Here is a 17270-nt window from a genome sequence, read left to right on the forward strand (position 1 = left end):
CCATCATCATATTTAGCCAATTAAAATACGCCTCCAAAGTTAGATTTTTTGGTCTAACTTTGGGGGCGCACTACAAATAAGCTGTCAGGGCATGCTTTTTTTATTATTCTTCGTCTTCGTCCGCTAAAAATGTTGCTAGGATTTCTTCAATCATATCCCACTCATCATCTGTTTCTACAGGTTGAAGTTGACCTTGTTTGCCTTCTTCGTCTTGAATGTAGCTAGATGCCAAAATCTCGATTTCTTCATCTTCGCTTTTGCCTGCTGGGAAGTAAAGTACATAAGATTTCTCAAAAGCTTCGGAATCAAAGTCAAAAAGAATTTCGTATGCTTCTTCTTTGCCTTCTTCATTAGTAATCCAAATAATATTTTCTTCTTCGTGGTTATGGTTATGTTCATCTGCCATCAAATTCACCTCAATTAATTAGTAGTGTCCAAATAGGACTGTAAAATCATTACTGCAGCCAGCTTATCAATAACTTCTTTTCGTTTTTTACGCGAAACATCTGCTTCGATTAAAGTTCTTTCCGCAGCAGTAGTTGTTAAACGTTCATCCCAGAGTACAACAGGCAAATCAATTCTAGCCTCAAGTACTTCTGCATATATTTTAGAACTTTCTGCACGTGGTCCAATCGTATTATTCATATTTTTTGGAAGACCGACAACTACTTTTTCAACTTCGTATTCAAGAACAAGTTCTTTGACACGATCATAGCCGAATTGTTTTCGTTTCTCGTCAATCTGTATTGTTTCCACACCTTGTGCAGTCCAACCTAGTGGATCACTTATCGCTACGCCAACTGTTTTAGAGCCGACATCTAAACCCATTATTCTCATTTCTCACCAATTTCGTTATTTTTCAGATACGCTTTGACAAGTTCCTCGATAATTTCATCTCGTTCTAGGCGGCGTATCAAACTTCTAGCATCCTTATGACGAGGAATATATGCAGGATCACCTGAAAGTAAATAACCAACGATTTGATTAACAGGATTATAGCCTTTTTCTTCCAGAGCAACGTAGACTTGTTTCATTAATTTTTTTACATCTTCTTCAATTGAATCATCACCGAAGTTGTAAAACATTGTTTGATCTTTTGAATCCATAATCGAAGCACCTCATTCCTTCATGTATCTTCATCCATTTTACACTATGTGAACGAAAATAACAAAGAAAAATGAGGCGCTTTATTGAAATTTATGCTTGTTGTTCTTTTACGCAAATAGAAACGTAATCAAGGGCACTTCCAAGTTCTGCTGGATTTTTACCACCAGCTTGTGCCATATCAGGACGTCCTCCGCCGTTTCCGCCACATCTAGTAGCAACTTCTTTTAACAACTTACCTGCGTGATAACCTGCTTTTATAGCGTCTTCTGATACTGCTGAAATTAAGTTTACTTTATCACCTTGTACAGCACCTAAAACAAGGATACCACCGATTTTTTTATCTTTCCAATTATCGACAAATTGACGTAATTGGTTCATATCTTTAGCATTTACTTGTTTAGCAATCACTTTTACATCACCTATTTTTTCTGGTGATTCAAAAATATCTGCACTTGCTGCACTTGCCAATTTGCTTAATAGCGATTCGTTTTCACGTTTCACTTCTCGTAAATCGGCTTGCAATTGTTCTACTTTTTGCGGCGTTTCTTTTGTAGTAGTTTTTAATAAATTGGCTGTATGTTTTAGTGTGTTTTCTTGTTCAGTTACAAAGCGATATGCTTCTTTTCCTGTAACGGCTTCGATACGTCTAGTTCCAGCTCCAATACCTGTTTCAGATACGATTTTAAATAATCCAATATCTGCTGTATTGCGTACGTGCACACCACCACAAAGTTCAATGCTATATTTACCTACTTGAACGACACGAACAACATCGCCATATTTTTCACCAAATAATGCCATAGCTCCAAGTTCTTTCGCATCTGCAATTGGCATTTCCTCAATCACTACATTGATTTGTTCCCATATTTTTTCATTGACTATTTCTTCCATTTTTGTTAATTCTGCTTCTGTAATTTGACCAAAATGAGAGAAGTCAAAACGTAAACGATCTGGTGAAACAAGGGATCCGGCTTGATTAACATGCTCGCCAAGTGTGTCTTTTAATGCTCGATGTAATAAATGAGTTGCAGTATGGTTTTTGATTGTTTCTCGACGTTGTACGATATTTACAGATAATTTTACCGTATCACCTGTTTTTAATACGCCTTCTTTGACGATAATCCGGTGAATGTTTTGCTTATTAGGAGCTTTTTGAACGTCTTCTACATAAGCTAAACCTGTTTCACTTTGGATTGTTCCCTTATCTGCTATTTGTCCACCGCTTTCCGCATAAAAAGGGGTTTCTTTGAAAATCACTTGAGCTTCACTGCCAGATGAAACTTCATCCACGAGTGCATCATTTTGAATAATATAAAGAACTTCGGATACATGTTCTGTTGTATTATATCCAACAAATTCACTTTTTTCGGTTAGATTTGCTAAAAGCTCTCCTTGAACTTGCATGGATTTCACATCTGCACGTGCAGCACGAGCTCGGTCACGTTGCACTTTCATTTCTGCTTCAAACCCAGCGTGATCCACTTTTAAGCCATGGTCTTCTGCATACTCTTCTGTTAGCTCTACAGGAAAACCGAATGTATCATACAATTTAAAAATATCTGCTCCATGGATGACTTGTTCTTTTGTTTCTTTGGCATTTTTTAAAATTGTTTCAAGGATGGCTAAATCTTCATTTAAAGTCTCATGAAAACGTTCTTCTTCTGTACGAATAACTTTTTGGATGAAATCAGTTTGATTTTCTACCTCAGGATAAAAACTATTCATGATTTTTCCAACGATAGGAACTAATTTATACATGAATGGTTCGTTAATGTTTAAAACTTTTGCATAACGAACTGCTCGGCGAAGTAAGCGACGTAAAATATATCCACGCCCTTCATTGGAAGGTAAAGCTCCATCACCAATTGCAAAAGCAACGGTCCGTATGTGGTCGGCAATAACTTTAAATGCGATATCATTTTCTTTATCGCTCGCATATTTCACACCCGAAATTTGTTCTACTTCACGAATAATTGGCATAAATAGGTCTGTTTCAAAATTGGTAGGTGCATCTTGAATAATGGAGACTACTCGTTCTAGCCCCATCCCTGTATCAATGTTTTGTTTTGGAAGTGGTGTATAGGTATTATCTGGATTGTGGTTAAACTGAGAAAATACTAGATTCCAAATTTCTAAATAGCGTTCATTTTCGCCACCTGGATATAATTCTGGATCACTTTTATCATCTCCAAAAGCTGGTCCACGATCATAAAAAATCTCGCTATCTGGACCACTTGGACCTATACCAATATCCCAAAAATTATCTTCAATTTCGACTATATGTTCTTCTGTTAAACCGATTTTCTCACGCCAAATCGTTTTAGCTTCTTCGTCTTCTGGGTAAACTGTTACATATAATTTATCTGGGTCAAAACCAATCCATTTCGGACTAGTTAAAAATTCCCAAGCAAATTCAATTGCCCCTTCTTTAAAATAGTCGCCAATCGAAAAATTTCCTAACATTTCAAAAAATGTATGGTGACGTGCTGTTTTACCAACATTTTCAATATCATTTGTACGAATTGATTTTTGAGCATTTGCCATTCTTGGATTATCTGGAATAACAGAACCATCAAAATATTTTTTCATTGTTGCTACACCGCTGTTAATCCAAAGAATAGTTGGATCATTGTTAGGTACAAGCGGCGCACTAGGTTCGATAGTATGGCCTTTTTCTTTAAAGAAATCTAAAAATAATTGTCTTACTTCAGCGCTTGATAGTTGTTTCATTTTTATTTCCTCCTCTTGGTTTTTACCACAAAAAAGCCCATATAATTGCTCACAGGGACGATTTTAGTGAAATCGCGGTACCACCCTGTTTGCAATGATATAGACTTTGTATCATTACCTCTTCAATTATCTGTTAACGTGGATAAGACGGACCATCTAATAAGAGAGCAACTTTGGTGCGAGCGTGGTTTTCCTTCCAGCCAAGGGAAAACTCTCTAATCACGTGAAAGCCAAAATCATATTCCTACCATGTATCAAATATTTATTAACAATACACTAAATTATAAAGAACGGACTGTCTGTTGTCAACTGTTTATTAAGCTGTTTGGAGATTGTTTTTTTTCTACAAATTTACCATTTTTCAAGGTCAATTTTACATCAGATACCTTAGCAATTTCTGGATCATGGGTGACCATAATAACACACTTACCTTCTTTATGTGCTAAATCTTGGAACAAAGTAACTACTTCTTTACTAGTTCGTTCATCTAAATTTCCAGTTGGTTCATCTGCTACAATTAGCTCAGTTTCACAACATAATGCACGTGCAATGGAAACACGCTGTTGCTGTCCGCCACTTAATGTTAGGACTTTTTGGCGAGCCATTTCTTCTGTAATACCAACTTTTTCAAGCATTTTAAGTGCAAATCCTTTTTTATCTGGTTGGTTAACATGGGTAATTTCCATAGCAGTTGTCACATTTTGTAATGCAGTCATATAGGTCAGTAAATTATAACTTTGAAAAACAATCGATACATATTGATTTCTAAAATTTTGAAGCCCGATGCTTTTTAAAGAACTTCCTTTATAATAAATATCGCCTTCTTTTTGCGTATCAAGCCCACCCGCTAATGATAAAAAGGTCGTTTTCCCTGATCCTGAACTTCCAACAACTGTATAAAAAACACCAGATTCAAAATCATAATTAATATCACTTAAAATAGATTCTTCTTTTGTTTTGTACCAATAATGAATATTTTCGAAGGTTAATACTTTAGTCATCTCGTCACCTACTCCTGTTTCGTTAATATAGTTTTTGGATTCATACGAAGCACAAATGCTGCTGGTAATAATACAGAAATAAAGGCGATTCCAATGCCAATTCCACCCATTTTCAGCATATCTTCCAATGTTACTTGAATATCTAATTCTTTAATTTGTTCAGTGTTTTGCGTCAAATTACTTACACTTTGTGAAAATCCACCTGGTCCACCTTGACCGCCACCGCCTCCTGGACCACGATTTTCTGACGTATTAGTTGTTTCTGTTGTAGCTGAATTTTGTTGTTCAAGTAGCTGGTTTCCTGCTAATTGTGCTACATAATGACTACTTGCAGCAGCTAAGCCAAATGAAACAAGTGCTACGATTAAGATTTCTACAAAAAATTGTGCAATTAATTTACTACGTTTTTCGCCAATAGCTAAAAGTACACCCATTTCATATTTGCGGTCACGTACTTGCATCATCACAAGTAAGCCTAAAATCAATGCACCTGCAATACTAACGATATATACTACATTTTTTGAAAATGAGGCTACACTGTTAATTGGTCCAATCATTTGTTGATAAAGAGTATCGTTGGCATCTAGTTTAAAGGTATCCCAATCAATACTAGCTACATTTTTTGCTTCTTTTTCAAAAGCAGAAATATTTGCTGCATCGTCCATGGTATAAACAGCAGAATCAACTGTATTTTTATAATCAGCACCTTTAATAGTATTGGCAACTGTATAAGGAACGTATACTTTGTTATAAGGGTTTAAAAAGGAGAAGTTTTGAGCCATATCGCTACCTGAATCACTCGTTTTATAAATACCAACAATTTTTAATTTTACTTTTGTTTCGCCGTCACTTGAAGTTACAGTAAAAGAATCGCCCACTTTCCAATCATTTTGTTCTGCCAATGTCTCTTCTACCATGGCAACATTTTTATTAGTATCGTCAGCTGTAATTGCTACACCACTAGTTAATTCACTTGTACCAGCTTCAAAGTCCGTAGAAGTTGCTGAATCAAGAAGACCACTAATGCTTAAGTCTGCATCCATCATTTGTGGAGCATTGCTATCGCCTTCACTACCTGGACCTTGATTAGTTGCGGAAGATTCATCACTTGAAGAAGTAGATGATGAAGTATCACCGGAAGATTCGATTGGATCAAAGCCCGATGCAAGCGCTTGTGTACTAGAATAATAATTATAACTTGCAACATGCGTTAATTTTGCTAAATCATTTGCATCACTTACATCAATTGGATTGCTTTCAAATTTTGGTCTTGATTCTTCTGTGTTACTACTACTTTCTGCTTCCTCTTGCATTGCTTTCATTTGTTTTTCCTGGTCTACCGTAAGTGTCACTGTCCCACCAAGCTGTTCTCTCGCAAGTTCGCTAGCTTTATCTGCTGCGGATTGAATTGTAAATCCTGATAAAATAAGTACACAGACGACTGTGAAAATAATCAATTGTAATACCGATCTTCCTTTTCTTGCTTTCATGCTGAGCCATGCCCGTTTAAAAAAATTCATGTATTTTCCTCCATTCGGTTTCTACTCCACTAAGATTACTGGGGAGTTATGAAGAAACTATGAACAAACTATGATACATGTTTTAAACTTTTGCGAAAATAATAATTTGGCTTGATTAATCCCTCTTTTTAGTCTAATTTTAATGTAAGAGGAGTGAATATATAAGATGAAATTACTAATGATAGAAGATAATGTGAGTGTATGTGAAATGATTGAAATGTTCTTTATGAAAGAAGAAATTAATGCGACTTTTGTGCACGATGGCAAACTTGGCTATGAAGCTTTTTTAAAAGATGATTTTGATATTGCCATCATTGATTTAATGCTGCCTAATATGGATGGAATGACGATTTGTCGAAAAATCCGTGAAGTTAGCGATATGCCGATTATTATTTTAACGGCCAGAGAATCAGAGTCTGATCAAGTGCTCGGTCTTGAAATGGGTGCGGATGACTATGTTACTAAACCATTTAGCCCCCTTACTTTGATGGCGCGAATAAAAGCTGTCACTCGTCGTAAAAATGGTTCAACTGCAGCTGAAACGGATGAAGATATTTTAGAAACAACTTATTTTAAAATTAGCAAACGAACACGGGAAATTTTTTATCAGGGAGAATTGTTGGATGCACTAACACCAAAAGAATTTGACTTACTTTATTTCTTGATGAAACACCCAAGACAGGTATTTTCAAGAGAACAGTTATTGGAACAAGTTTGGGGTTATCAATTTTACGGGGATGAACGGACAGTCGATGTTCATATAAAACGTTTACGACAAAAAATCGCTACTGAAACAAAGCCATTTTTACACACTATTTGGGGTGTAGGCTATAAATTTGATGAAACGGAATGAAGCGGATGAAATTTAAATATGCCTATCAACTCTTTTTTACGCAATTTATCATTTTATTGATAGCTTGTATTATGATTGGACTACTTGTCTCTCATTCACTTAAAGATTATTTTTACCAAAGCCAAGTAGATGATCTAACAAGCTATGGGGAAACTATTGCGATGGATATTCGTCATTCCCCGCAGGATGCCACTGCCCAAGTGTTAAATACTTATCAGCGGATTCTTGATGTCAAAAGAATTCACTATACGATTAAAAATGCGGATGATGAAACTATTTATCCAACGCAAATGAATCAACCACTTCCAAAAGATTTCTCTATTTCTAGCGAAGATAAGCAAAAATTAGAAAGCGGCGAAACAGTAAGTAAAAAATTTGATAATCGTTTTAATCAAGAAATGACGATTGTTTATGTGCCATTAATGAATGGGGATGATTTTGTAGGTTCTATAGTATTAAATTCGCCAATTAGCGGTACAGAGCAAGTAATCGGGACCATAAATCAATATATGTTTTACACTATTTTACTTTCCATTACCGTAGCTTTAATTCTTAGTGCATTTATTTCTAAATTGCAAGTGAATCGGATTAACAAGCTTCGTGCTGCAACAAAAGATGTTATTCAGGGAAATTATCAAACCCGTTTGAAAGAGAATAATTTTGATGAAATTGGCGCTCTAGCTATTGATTTCAATAAAATGACTTCCACACTAGAAGCCTCTCAAGAAGAAATCGAGCGTCAAGAAAAACGGCGACGTCAATTTATTGCAGATGTATCCCATGAGATGCGTACCCCACTCACAACAATTAGTGGTGTAACAGAAGGTTTAGTAAATGATATTATTCCAAAAAGCGAAACAGATCGTTGTATTGCATTAATTGATACTGAAGCAAGACGATTAACAAAACTTGTCAATGAAAATCTCGATTACGAAAAAATTCGTAGCAATAAAATTCGTTTGCAAAAAACTCGTTTTAATGCACGAGATTTTCTAGAGTTAATTAAAGAACAGTTAGACTATGTAGCCACCGAAAAAGGCAACACGATTACACTAGATATAGATAATGAACTACAAATCTATGCCGATTATGATCGTTTAACCCAAGTATTTATTAATATAGTTAAAAATAGTGTCCAATTTACCGAAAACGGTCAAATAACTTTAGCTGGTTATCAAGATTATAAAGAAACCATTTTAACTATTACAGATACTGGTATTGGCATGAATACAGAAGAACTCGAACAAATTTGGGAAAGGTTTTATAAAGCAGATATGTCGCGAACAAATACCGCATTCGGTGAGTCTGGCATCGGTCTTTCCATTGTTAAGCAGTTAATTGAATACCATGATGGGTCCATCGGCGTGACTAGCGAACCTAATAAAGGAACAACTTTCACTATTCGTCTCCCATTTTTCCAAGATAATGAACAATAAAAAAGAACTACTTTCCTCGGTTTAATCAATGGAAAGTAGTTCTTTTTACCCTGCCATAAATTGTTCTGGTGTAATGCCAGCCATTCCAATCATTGGATCGATCTCTGTAATATTTTCACTAGTTAATATTCGTTTATTTGTCATTTCCTCAAGCATAACATCTTCACTCGTTAAACGTTCCATGAGTGTGGTGTTACGTTTATTTTCGTCAACACGTTCGACACCCATTCGAAAAGCTTCTTCTTCCCCGCAAAGGATCAAAAACTGTTTACTTCGTGTTATCCCAGTATATAGCAGGTCGCGTCGAAGCATTCGGTAATAACTGCGAACAATTGGCATAATTACAATTGGGAATTCGCTGCCTTGTGCTTTATGAATAGAACAGCAATAGGCATGTGTCAATTGATTAAATTCTTGGCGATAATAAGATACTTCCGTTTGGTCAAATTGTACCACAATCATATCCTGCTTTTCCGTGTTCTCTTTCGCATAAATAATAGAGACAATTTCGCCAATATCTCCATTAAATACGTTTTTCTCAGGTTGATTAATTAATTGCAAGACTTTATCATGCACTCGGTATTTCCATTCACCAAATTGCACTTCTTTTCGTCTCCCAGTATCATTAGGATTAAAAATTTCTTGCAACTTTTTATTTAAAACGTCGATTCCCGCAGGTCCACGATACATTGGTGCTAAAACCTGGATATCTTTTGCTCGAAAACCTTTATTTTTAGCGTTTTTTACAACTTGTTCAACTACTTCACCAATTTGATTGACCGTACAGTGAAAGAAAGAGCGATCGGCGCTATTTTTCGCAAAATCTGCTGGTAACATGCCTTCTTTAATATTGTGTGCCATTTCGATAATAGAAGAACCATTTTTTTGTCGATAAATATCTGAAAGTGCGACAGTTGGAATTTGTTTTGATTGCAATATATCTTTTAATACTTGGCCGGGACCAACAGAAGGTAGTTGGTCTTGGTCGCCAACTAAAACTATTTGCATATGTGCCGGTAAAGCGCGAAATAGTTGATTAGCTAACCAAATATCCACCATAGACATTTCATCCACAATTAAAAGTCGTCCATCAATCAATCTTTCTGCATCATCATCCATTTGTTCTTGGCCATTCATTCCTAGTAAGCGGTGAATGGTCATTGCAGGAAGTCCTGTTGACTCAGACATCCGCTTTGCTGCTCGACCAGTTGGAGCCGCTAACAAAACAGGGAAAGTGGCGCCGTCTTTATAGGCATGCGGATCGAGGCTTACACCGTTTAATTCTGCATATAATTCAACAATCCCTTTAATAACAGTCGTTTTCCCTGTCCCCGGTCCACCAGTAAGTACAAGCATTGGTGACATTAAAGCTTGCTCTAGTGCTTCACGCTGAGAATCTCCGTAATGTACACCAATTCTCTCTTCCAATTCTCCGAGTGCGAGTAAAAACTCTGACTTTGGAAACTGTTCTTGATACTCTGTTTGTTTTAGCATTCGTTTCACATGATGGGCAAAACCGCTCTCCGAATAATAAAGTGATGGCATATAGACGCGCGTATTTTCTGTAATAACTTTTTGCTCTTCTGCCAGTAGTTTTATTTGCTCTAGTAGTATTGCTTGCTCAATTCGAATTCCTTCACTTTCTTCTAATAAATAAGTCACTTCAGCAAGTAGCGCCTCTTGTTCCATATAGACATGACCTTGCTGCATACAGACAGAATCTAACATAAATAAAATTCCGGCACGAAGGCGTTCAGGATGATTTCCACCTAAGCCAAGTTTTCGTCCCAACTCATCTGCTCGGTGAAAACCAATGCCTTTTACATCTTCAATTAACTTATAAGGATTGTTTTCAAGTACTTCAATGGCATTTTGTTTATACACTTGAAAAATTTTCATTGAAAGTTGTGGTCCAAATCCATATTCATTTAGTCCCACCATCACATGTTCCAACCCTTGATTTTCTCGCAAAGAAGCTAGTAGACTTTCCGCTGTGCCAGATGGCAGTTTTGGCACTGTATTTAGTAAACTGGGGTCTGATAAAATCCGTGTAATTGCATCATCACCAATTGTATCAACAATATTTTCTGCTGTTACCTTGCCAATCCCTTTAAATAGCTCACCTGATAAATAATTTATTAACCCTGCTCGCGACTGAGGCATTTCTTTTCTAAATCGTTCCGCTTTGAACTGTTGGCCAAACTTGGCATGTTCCTGCATTTTTCCATAAAAAGTGTATACTTCTTGTTCATGTAATGCCGGGAAAAAGCCAGTCACAATAATATCTTTTTCATCCCAGTTTGCATTGGTTTCTTTGACTAGAATTCGAACAACGGAAAAGAGGTTTTCGGCATTAAAAAAAATGGTAGACAGCATGGTGCCTTTCATAAAAAGCTCTTCTGGTGTATCAAATAAAGGGAGAGATTCTTGTTCAGCCATCCTATAGCCGCCTCCTTTCTAAAGTTTATTCTGCTTCGTTTTCTAAATCTTGAATTGCGTTTAGGGCATTTTCTGCTAGTTCATGTGAAGTTCCTGTTGCAAGCGCACGTTCAAAGTAGCTTTTCGCTAAAACAATATCTCCCTGCCATGCAAGATAAGCCGCACCAATATTATATAGAGCATCCGGGTCTTCTGATTTTATTTGTAAAACTCGTTCTAGCATTGTAATGGCATCTTCATAAAATCCGCTCCGTGCCAGTACAATTCCATATTGAAATAAAGCTTCTCCATCTTCTGGGTTTAATTCTACACTTCTAAGTAAATAAGGCATTGCAAGCGTCAACTCTTCCATTTGTACAAAACTCATACCCAACATAAAAAATAAATCTCCATTTTCCATGCCTTGTTTTGTAGCATTTTGGAAACTATCAGCAGCTTCTTGATACCTTTCTAATTCATAATATAAATTCCCTAAACTATAATAAGCTGCTGGAACTGTATCATCTAGCTCAAGTGCACGTTTAAAAAACAACTCCGCACGTTCAAAATCATCCATTGATAATAATACATTTCCAAAATTTATATAACCAACAGGATCACTTGGGTGTTCTTCAATGACTTCAGTAAATAATTTTACAGCTTCTTCTAAGTTACCTTCTTGCATTTGTTTAATTCCTAATTGATTTTTATCCATGTCGTTCTCCTTCTATTTTTCTTGATTTTGTACAGATGTTTGTAGCCAAGCAATCATCGCATTTGCAACTTGCTCTGTTTGCGCTTCTCCACTAATCGTTGCTTTTCCATCCCCATGCTGAGTACCATAAGAACCAAATTGTGCGTGGTTTCCACCATCAATTGATACAAAAGTCGTGTCTTTTGGTAAATATTTTTTATTTTCATTGTAGGATTCTTTATTTAGAACCTGATCATTTGTTGCTGTTATCGATAAAACTGGAAAAGGCGCATTTTTTAGAGAACCTTTTTCGTCAGGATAACTAGCTAAGAAAAAAACACCTTGAATTTCTTCCTCATTCTCATGTGCAAATCGAGCGGACATAACGCCACCAAGCGAGTGTCCACCAATCACAAATTTTTCATCAGACGCTTCATCTATGACATCCGCTGCACGATTCATACCAAAAACTGCTAAATTTAGCGGCATTTCAACAATATATGTTTTATATCCGCTACTAGCAAGTTTATTTGCGAGTGGCGCGTAACTTAGGGCATCAATAAATGCTCCAGGATATAAAATAACACTCATTTTCGCATCCGTTTTACGTGGAGTAAAGACAAGAATATCATTTTCCTCAAGCACATCTACAGCATTAGTTGAGTTTGTGGCATTCTCCGCTACTTGAGATGGTTCCGAATTAAAATAAAAATAACCCCAAACCATTAACCCTAGCAACACAATGACACTACTAAAAATCGCTATCTTTTTCATAAAGAACCTCTTTTCCCTGTTTCGTATAATATTTTACCATAAAACTTCTTTAAAAAAACACAATTAGACAGGAAAAAACCGGAGTCTTGTTTATAACAAGATTCTCCGGTCCAAATTGTTAACCAACATAGTCAAGTTTCGTACCATTTTTCCAAACAGTATCAATCGTACCTCCACCAAGACAAATATCTCCATCGTAGAAAACAACTGCTTGACCAGGAGTAATGGCACGAACTGGTTCTGCAAAAACGACTTCAGCTGTATTATTATCACGTAGATGAACTGTTACTTTTGTGTCAGTTTGCCGATAACGGAATTTTGCTGTACATTCAATTGTTTTTGGCTTTACTGCGTTTGTTGTAAAAGAAATATCTGTTGCAATTAAAGAATCTGAGTACAAACTTTCATGATGAAAGCCTTGTTCTACAAATAATATATTTTTTGCAAGATCTTTTCCAACAACAAACCAAGGCTCACCATCGCCACCAATGCCTAAGCCATGGCGTTGACCAATGGTATAATACATTAAACCATCATGTTTACCTAATATTTCACCACCAAGAGTTTGCATGTCTCCAGGTTGTGCTGGAAGATACTCACTTAAAAATTGTTTAAAATTTCTTTCGCCGATAAAACAAATTCCCGTACTATCTTTTTTATTAGCCGTCGCTAGTCCAGCTTCTTTTGCAATTGCTCGAACTTCTGACTTTTCCATGCCTCCAAGTGGAAACATCACTTTTTGGAGTTGTTCTTGGGAAAGTTGATTTAAAAAGTAGGTTTGATCTTTATTATTATCCACACCTCGAAGTAATTCAATTTCGTCGCCAACTTTTTTTACTTGCGCATAATGTCCAGTTGCCACAAAATCCGCACCTAAACTTTCAGCATGTTCTAGAAATGCCTTGAATTTAATTTCTTTATTACACATTACATCTGGATTGGGGGTACGACCAAGTTTGTATTCATCTAGGAAATAGGTGAATACTTTGTCCCAATATTCTTTTTCAAAATTAACCGCATAATACGGAATACCAATTTGATTAGCTACTCGGATAACATCATCATAATCTTCTGTTGCGGTACAAACACCAAATTCATCAGTATCGTCCCAATTTTTCATAAAAATTCCAATGACATCATACCCTTGTTCTTTTAGTAAATGAGCTGTGACCGAAGAATCCACTCCGCCCGACATGCCAACTACTACACGAATGTCACTATTTTTTGTATTCAAAGCTAGCTCCTCACCTTCTTATAATTTCATTAAACGTTTGACAACTTCACTTATTTTTGTAGCTGCTGTCTCTATCTCTTCTAAATGATTTCCGAGACCAAAGCTTATCCGGACTGTTTCTTGAATCGCAGGATGACCTTCACCAAAAAGTGCAACTAAAACGTGCGAAGGATCCACTGTTCCTGCAGTACACGCCGAGCCACTAGAAACAGCAATTCCTTCTATATCTAAGTTCATTAATAGTTGTTCAATTGAAATCCCTGGAAAGCGCACACTAAATACATGTGGTAATGTCTCCGTTTCAAGTCCATTTATTTCAAAATCTAGTCCAGCCTCTCGCCAAACCTCGGCCATTCTTTTTTTAAAGGAAATATACTCATCTGTTTTTACAACTCGTTCATTTGTCATAATTGTCGATGCTGCGCTAAAACCACAAATTCCAGCAAGATTTTCAGTTCCAGCACGACGCTTTCTTTCCTGTTCGCCACCGTGCATTTGGTAAGCAAGACGTGTACCATTTTTAACGTATAAAAAGCCTACGCCACGTGGTCCATTTATTTTATGAGAAGAAGTAGTTAATAAATCTACTCCTAGCTCTACTACATTTATATTTAATAACCCATAAGTTTGAACTGCATCTGTATGGAAAAGCGCTTGGTGATCTTTAAGAATCAAACCAATTTCCGCTAGCGGTTGGATTGAGCCAATTTCATTATTACCATACATAATAGAAACAAGAATTGTATCAGGACGAATAGCAGCAACTAAATCTTCTACAGATACTATTCCGTGCTTATCTACTGGCAAATAAGTGACTTCAAACCCCTGCTCTTCTAAATATTCACATGTTTTTAAGACAGCATGATGTTCGATTTCAGAAGTTATAATATGTTTGCCATTTTCTTGCTGGGCAAGTGCAGCTCCAACAAGTGCAAGATTATCTCCTTCTGTACCACCACTCGTAAAAATAATTTCTTTTTCATCCGCATGAATACTTTTTGCAACAGTAGCTCGCGCCGTATCCAAAGCTTTGCGCGCCTCCCGTCCAGCATAATGAATACTTGATGGGTTGCCATACGTATTTGTAATTGCGCCAAGCATCGTTTGGACAACTTCTGGATGAATCGGACTTGTCGCAGCATGATCTAGATAAATTCGGTTTTTCATTTTTATCGCGTCCTTTTTTGTAGACGATTTCCTGTTCGCCGTTAATCGTTTCTTATTGTAACAGCTATGCTCCAGTAAAGTAAAGAGGAATAACTCTTATTTACAATGCAAAAAAGAAACCCCAATCGTACCGTTTAGGATTCCCTTCCTTTGAACCCGCTATCAATTAAAGCAGGTGGGTGCTCTGTCTAACGGTTTGCACTTCCTCGTGTGAAGGCATGTGCGCCGCGCCGGAACTCCAAGCTCCCTAGGTATAAAAAATTGTTCGGTTCAAAAATATCAGGAACTATATCGAATACATTAGGGTTTCTTTTATGTTCTTAGAATACCACATGAATGAGGAAATTTCAATATTAGCGACTTTGCTTCATATGGTTTCTTTTATTCTGTTTTCTCTCTGTTTTCGTTGATTTTTTGGTAAACACCGGCAATTGTTTGCTCAAATTTAGACGTAAGTTTTGGTTCGTAATATAACTTATCTTTTAATCTATTTGGTAAATATTGTTGATCTACCCAACCATTTTCATAGCTATGAGGATATTTATAATCTATTGCTCGTCCAAGCTTTTCTGCACCAGCGTAATGACCATCTCGAAGGTGAGCTGGAACTTCGCCACTATTTCCTTTCCGAATATCTGCCAAAGCATTATCTATCGCCATAATAGCTGAATTTGATTTAGGAGAAAGACATAATTCGATTACCGCATTTGCCAAAGGAATTCGTGCTTCGGGAAAGCCGACTTTTTCTGCTGTTTGAATCGCAGCTAAAGTGTGCGCTCCTGCTTGTGGATTTGCAAGACCGATATCTTCATACGCCATCACTAGCATTCTTCTACTTATACTAACTAAATCACCTGCTTCGATTAAACGCCCCATATAATGAAGTGCTGCATTTGTATCACTTCCGCGAACAGACTTTTGAAACGCGCTTAACACATCATAGTGAGCATCTCCATCTTTATCATGAGCTAAACTCTTTTTTTGCAAGCATTCTTCTGCGACATCTAATGTGACATGAATTACCCCATCTTTATCTGGTTCAGAAGAAATCACTGCAAGTTCAAGTGCATTTAGCGCACTACGTACATCGCCATTACTCGCTGTGGCAAAATGTTTTTTCGCAAACTCGTCCAAATTCACTTGATAATTGCCTAAGCCTCTTTCTTTATCTGCTAGCGCTCGGTCTATAGTTAGCATAATATCTTCTACAGTTAAAGGTTTTAATTCGAAAATTTGTGTCCTACTTCGAATGGCAGGATTTATTGCAATATAAGGATTACTTGTGGTAGCTCCAATTAATATAATCGCTCCACTTTCAAGTAAAGGTAATAAAAAATCTTGTTTAGCTTTATCTAAGCGATGTACTTCATCTAAAAGCAAAATAACAGTACCGCTCATTTTTGCTTCTGCTGCTACGACTTCCATATCTTTTTTATTATTTGTAACGGCATTTAAAGTTCGAAATGCATATTTTGTACTTCCTGCAATCGCACTCGCAATGGAAGTTTTTCCAATTCCAGGCGGTCCATATAGTATCATAGAAGATAATTGTTTTGCTTTTACCATCCGATAAATAATTTTATCTCTACCTACTAAATGGGTTTGCCCAACAATTTCTTCTAGAGATTTTGGCCGCATCCGGTAAGCTAAAGGTTGAATTGCCATATAACCGCTCCTTCTCTTTTACTGTTTTTATTATAACATAAGAACATCTGTACGTTCACCTACTTATTTTCTTTGCCTTCTTTTGGTAATTCCGATATAATAGATGAGGTATAAGTGTTTTCCTTAAATTAATGGAGGTTAAATGAAATGAAAATTACAACTAAAGGCCGTTATGGCTTAACAATAACACTTGAACTCGCTAAACGAATCGGTGCAGGTCCCATCTCTCTTCGTAGTATTGCGAAAGAAAAAAATTTATCAGAGCATTATTTAGAACAATTAATTGGCCCTTTGCGTAATGCCGGAATTGTAAAAAGTATTCGCGGAGCTCACGGCGGCTATGTATTAAATGGTGATCCTGAAAAAATTACAGCGGGTGACATCATTCGAACATTAGAAGGACCTATTGTTCTTGTAGAAAGTATGGAGGATGAAGAAGCAGCACAACGCGAATTATGGACGAGAATGCGAAATGCTGTACGTGATGTGTTAGATCAAACAACACTCGCAGATTTATTAAAACACACTTCCGATACTGAATTGGCAGATGGATATATGTTTTATATTTAAAAAAAAGAGCCTGTTTTCGTGAGCTGACCCCAAAAAGTTAGACTTTTTATAGAGTGGATTTTTCCACTCTATTTTTATACAGTTTTTTGATTGAAACGCCG

At 36.6% G+C, this 17270-nt stretch carries 15 protein-coding genes and 1 other RNA gene; 3 read left to right on the forward strand and 13 right to left on the reverse strand.

The annotated features are described in order from the left end of the window. Positions 1-103 precede the first annotated feature (103 nt). The 6 genes from HCJ50_RS15235 to HCJ50_RS15260 form a co-directional block, all read right to left on the reverse strand. A complete protein-coding gene (locus HCJ50_RS15235; protein WP_185349335.1) occupies positions 104-406 on the reverse strand; it encodes a DUF1292 domain-containing protein in 303 nt (100 codons plus the stop codon). Between the two features lie 14 nt (positions 407-420). Continuing rightward, positions 421-837 (reverse strand): Holliday junction resolvase RuvX, encoded by a 417-nt coding sequence (gene ruvX / locus HCJ50_RS15240; protein WP_185349333.1) that lies wholly within the window; start codon positions 835-837, stop codon positions 421-423. After that, positions 834-1106 (reverse strand): IreB family regulatory phosphoprotein ReoM, encoded by a 273-nt coding sequence (gene reoM, locus HCJ50_RS15245; protein WP_011702306.1) that lies wholly within the window; start codon positions 1104-1106, stop codon positions 834-836. Before reoM ends, ruvX begins: the two co-directional genes overlap by 4 nt. A 91-nt stretch (positions 1107-1197) precedes the next feature. Continuing rightward, positions 1198-3837, reverse strand: coding sequence for an alanine--tRNA ligase (gene alaS, locus HCJ50_RS15250; RefSeq protein ID WP_185349330.1), 2640 nt, complete (start codon positions 3835-3837; stop codon positions 1198-1200). A gap of 305 nt (positions 3838-4142) precedes the next feature. After that, positions 4143-4838 (reverse strand): ABC transporter ATP-binding protein, encoded by a 696-nt coding sequence (locus tag HCJ50_RS15255; protein WP_185349328.1) that lies wholly within the window; start codon positions 4836-4838, stop codon positions 4143-4145. Positions 4839-4846: 8 nt separating this feature from the next. Next, on the reverse strand, positions 4847-6358 hold the full coding sequence (locus HCJ50_RS15260) for an ABC transporter permease (protein WP_185349326.1): 1512 nt from the start codon (positions 6356-6358) through the stop codon (positions 4847-4849). A gap of 166 nt (positions 6359-6524) precedes the next feature. Between HCJ50_RS15260 and pieR the strand changes: the two genes are divergently transcribed. After that, a complete protein-coding gene (gene pieR, locus HCJ50_RS15265; RefSeq protein WP_185349324.1) occupies positions 6525-7211 on the forward strand; it encodes a two component system response regulator PieR in 687 nt (228 codons plus the stop codon). Continuing rightward, the gene (pieS, locus tag HCJ50_RS15270; RefSeq protein ID WP_185349322.1) at positions 7208-8647 is read left to right on the forward strand and encodes a two component system sensor histidine kinase PieS; all 1440 of its coding nucleotides are present in this window, start codon (positions 7208-7210) and stop codon (positions 8645-8647) included. The genes pieR and pieS overlap by 4 nt, the downstream gene beginning before the upstream one ends. Positions 8648-8692: 45 nt before the next feature. On the opposite strand, the gene recD2 is transcribed toward pieS, so the two are convergent. The 7 genes from recD2 to HCJ50_RS15305 all read right to left on the reverse strand — a co-directional run bounded on the left by recD2 (position 8693) and on the right by HCJ50_RS15305 (position 16599). Further along, entirely contained in the window at positions 8693-11086 is a 2394-nt protein-coding gene (gene recD2 / locus HCJ50_RS15275) for an SF1B family DNA helicase RecD2 (RefSeq protein ID WP_185349320.1), read from the reverse strand. 25 nt (positions 11087-11111) lie between these two features. Continuing rightward, complete coding sequence (locus HCJ50_RS15280) at positions 11112-11750, reverse strand: tetratricopeptide repeat protein (RefSeq protein ID WP_185349337.1); 639 nt, start codon at positions 11748-11750, stop codon at positions 11112-11114. Between the two features lie 42 nt (positions 11751-11792). After that, on the reverse strand, positions 11793-12533 hold the full coding sequence (locus HCJ50_RS15285) for an alpha/beta hydrolase (RefSeq protein WP_185349319.1): 741 nt from the start codon (positions 12531-12533) through the stop codon (positions 11793-11795). Positions 12534-12651: 118 nt separating this feature from the next. Continuing rightward, positions 12652-13767 carry a tRNA 2-thiouridine(34) synthase MnmA gene (gene mnmA, locus HCJ50_RS15290; protein WP_185349318.1) on the reverse strand — a complete coding sequence of 372 codons (1116 nt, stop codon included), beginning with the start codon at positions 13765-13767 and terminating at the stop codon, positions 12652-12654. Positions 13768-13785: 18 nt separating this feature from the next. Next, on the reverse strand, positions 13786-14934 hold the full coding sequence (locus HCJ50_RS15295; RefSeq protein ID WP_185349317.1) for a cysteine desulfurase family protein: 1149 nt from the start codon (positions 14932-14934) through the stop codon (positions 13786-13788). Between the two features lie 114 nt (positions 14935-15048). Next, positions 15049-15244, reverse strand: a non-coding RNA gene (gene ssrS / locus HCJ50_RS15300) — 6S RNA. Positions 15245-15315: 71 nt separating this feature from the next. Continuing rightward, positions 15316-16599, reverse strand: a complete 1284-nt coding sequence (locus HCJ50_RS15305; RefSeq protein ID WP_185349316.1) for a replication-associated recombination protein A — start codon at positions 16597-16599, stop codon at positions 15316-15318. A gap of 147 nt (positions 16600-16746) precedes the next feature. Here HCJ50_RS15305 and cymR point away from each other — a divergent pair, with 147 nt between their 5' ends. After that, complete coding sequence (cymR, locus tag HCJ50_RS15310; RefSeq protein WP_185349315.1) at positions 16747-17169, forward strand: cysteine metabolism transcriptional regulator CymR; 423 nt, start codon at positions 16747-16749, stop codon at positions 17167-17169. Positions 17170-17270: the final 101 nt, after the last annotated feature.

The sequence above is a fragment of the Listeria immobilis genome (genome assembly GCF_014322765.1).
In the GTDB taxonomy this organism is placed as follows: domain Bacteria; phylum Bacillota; class Bacilli; order Lactobacillales; family Listeriaceae; genus Listeria; species Listeria immobilis.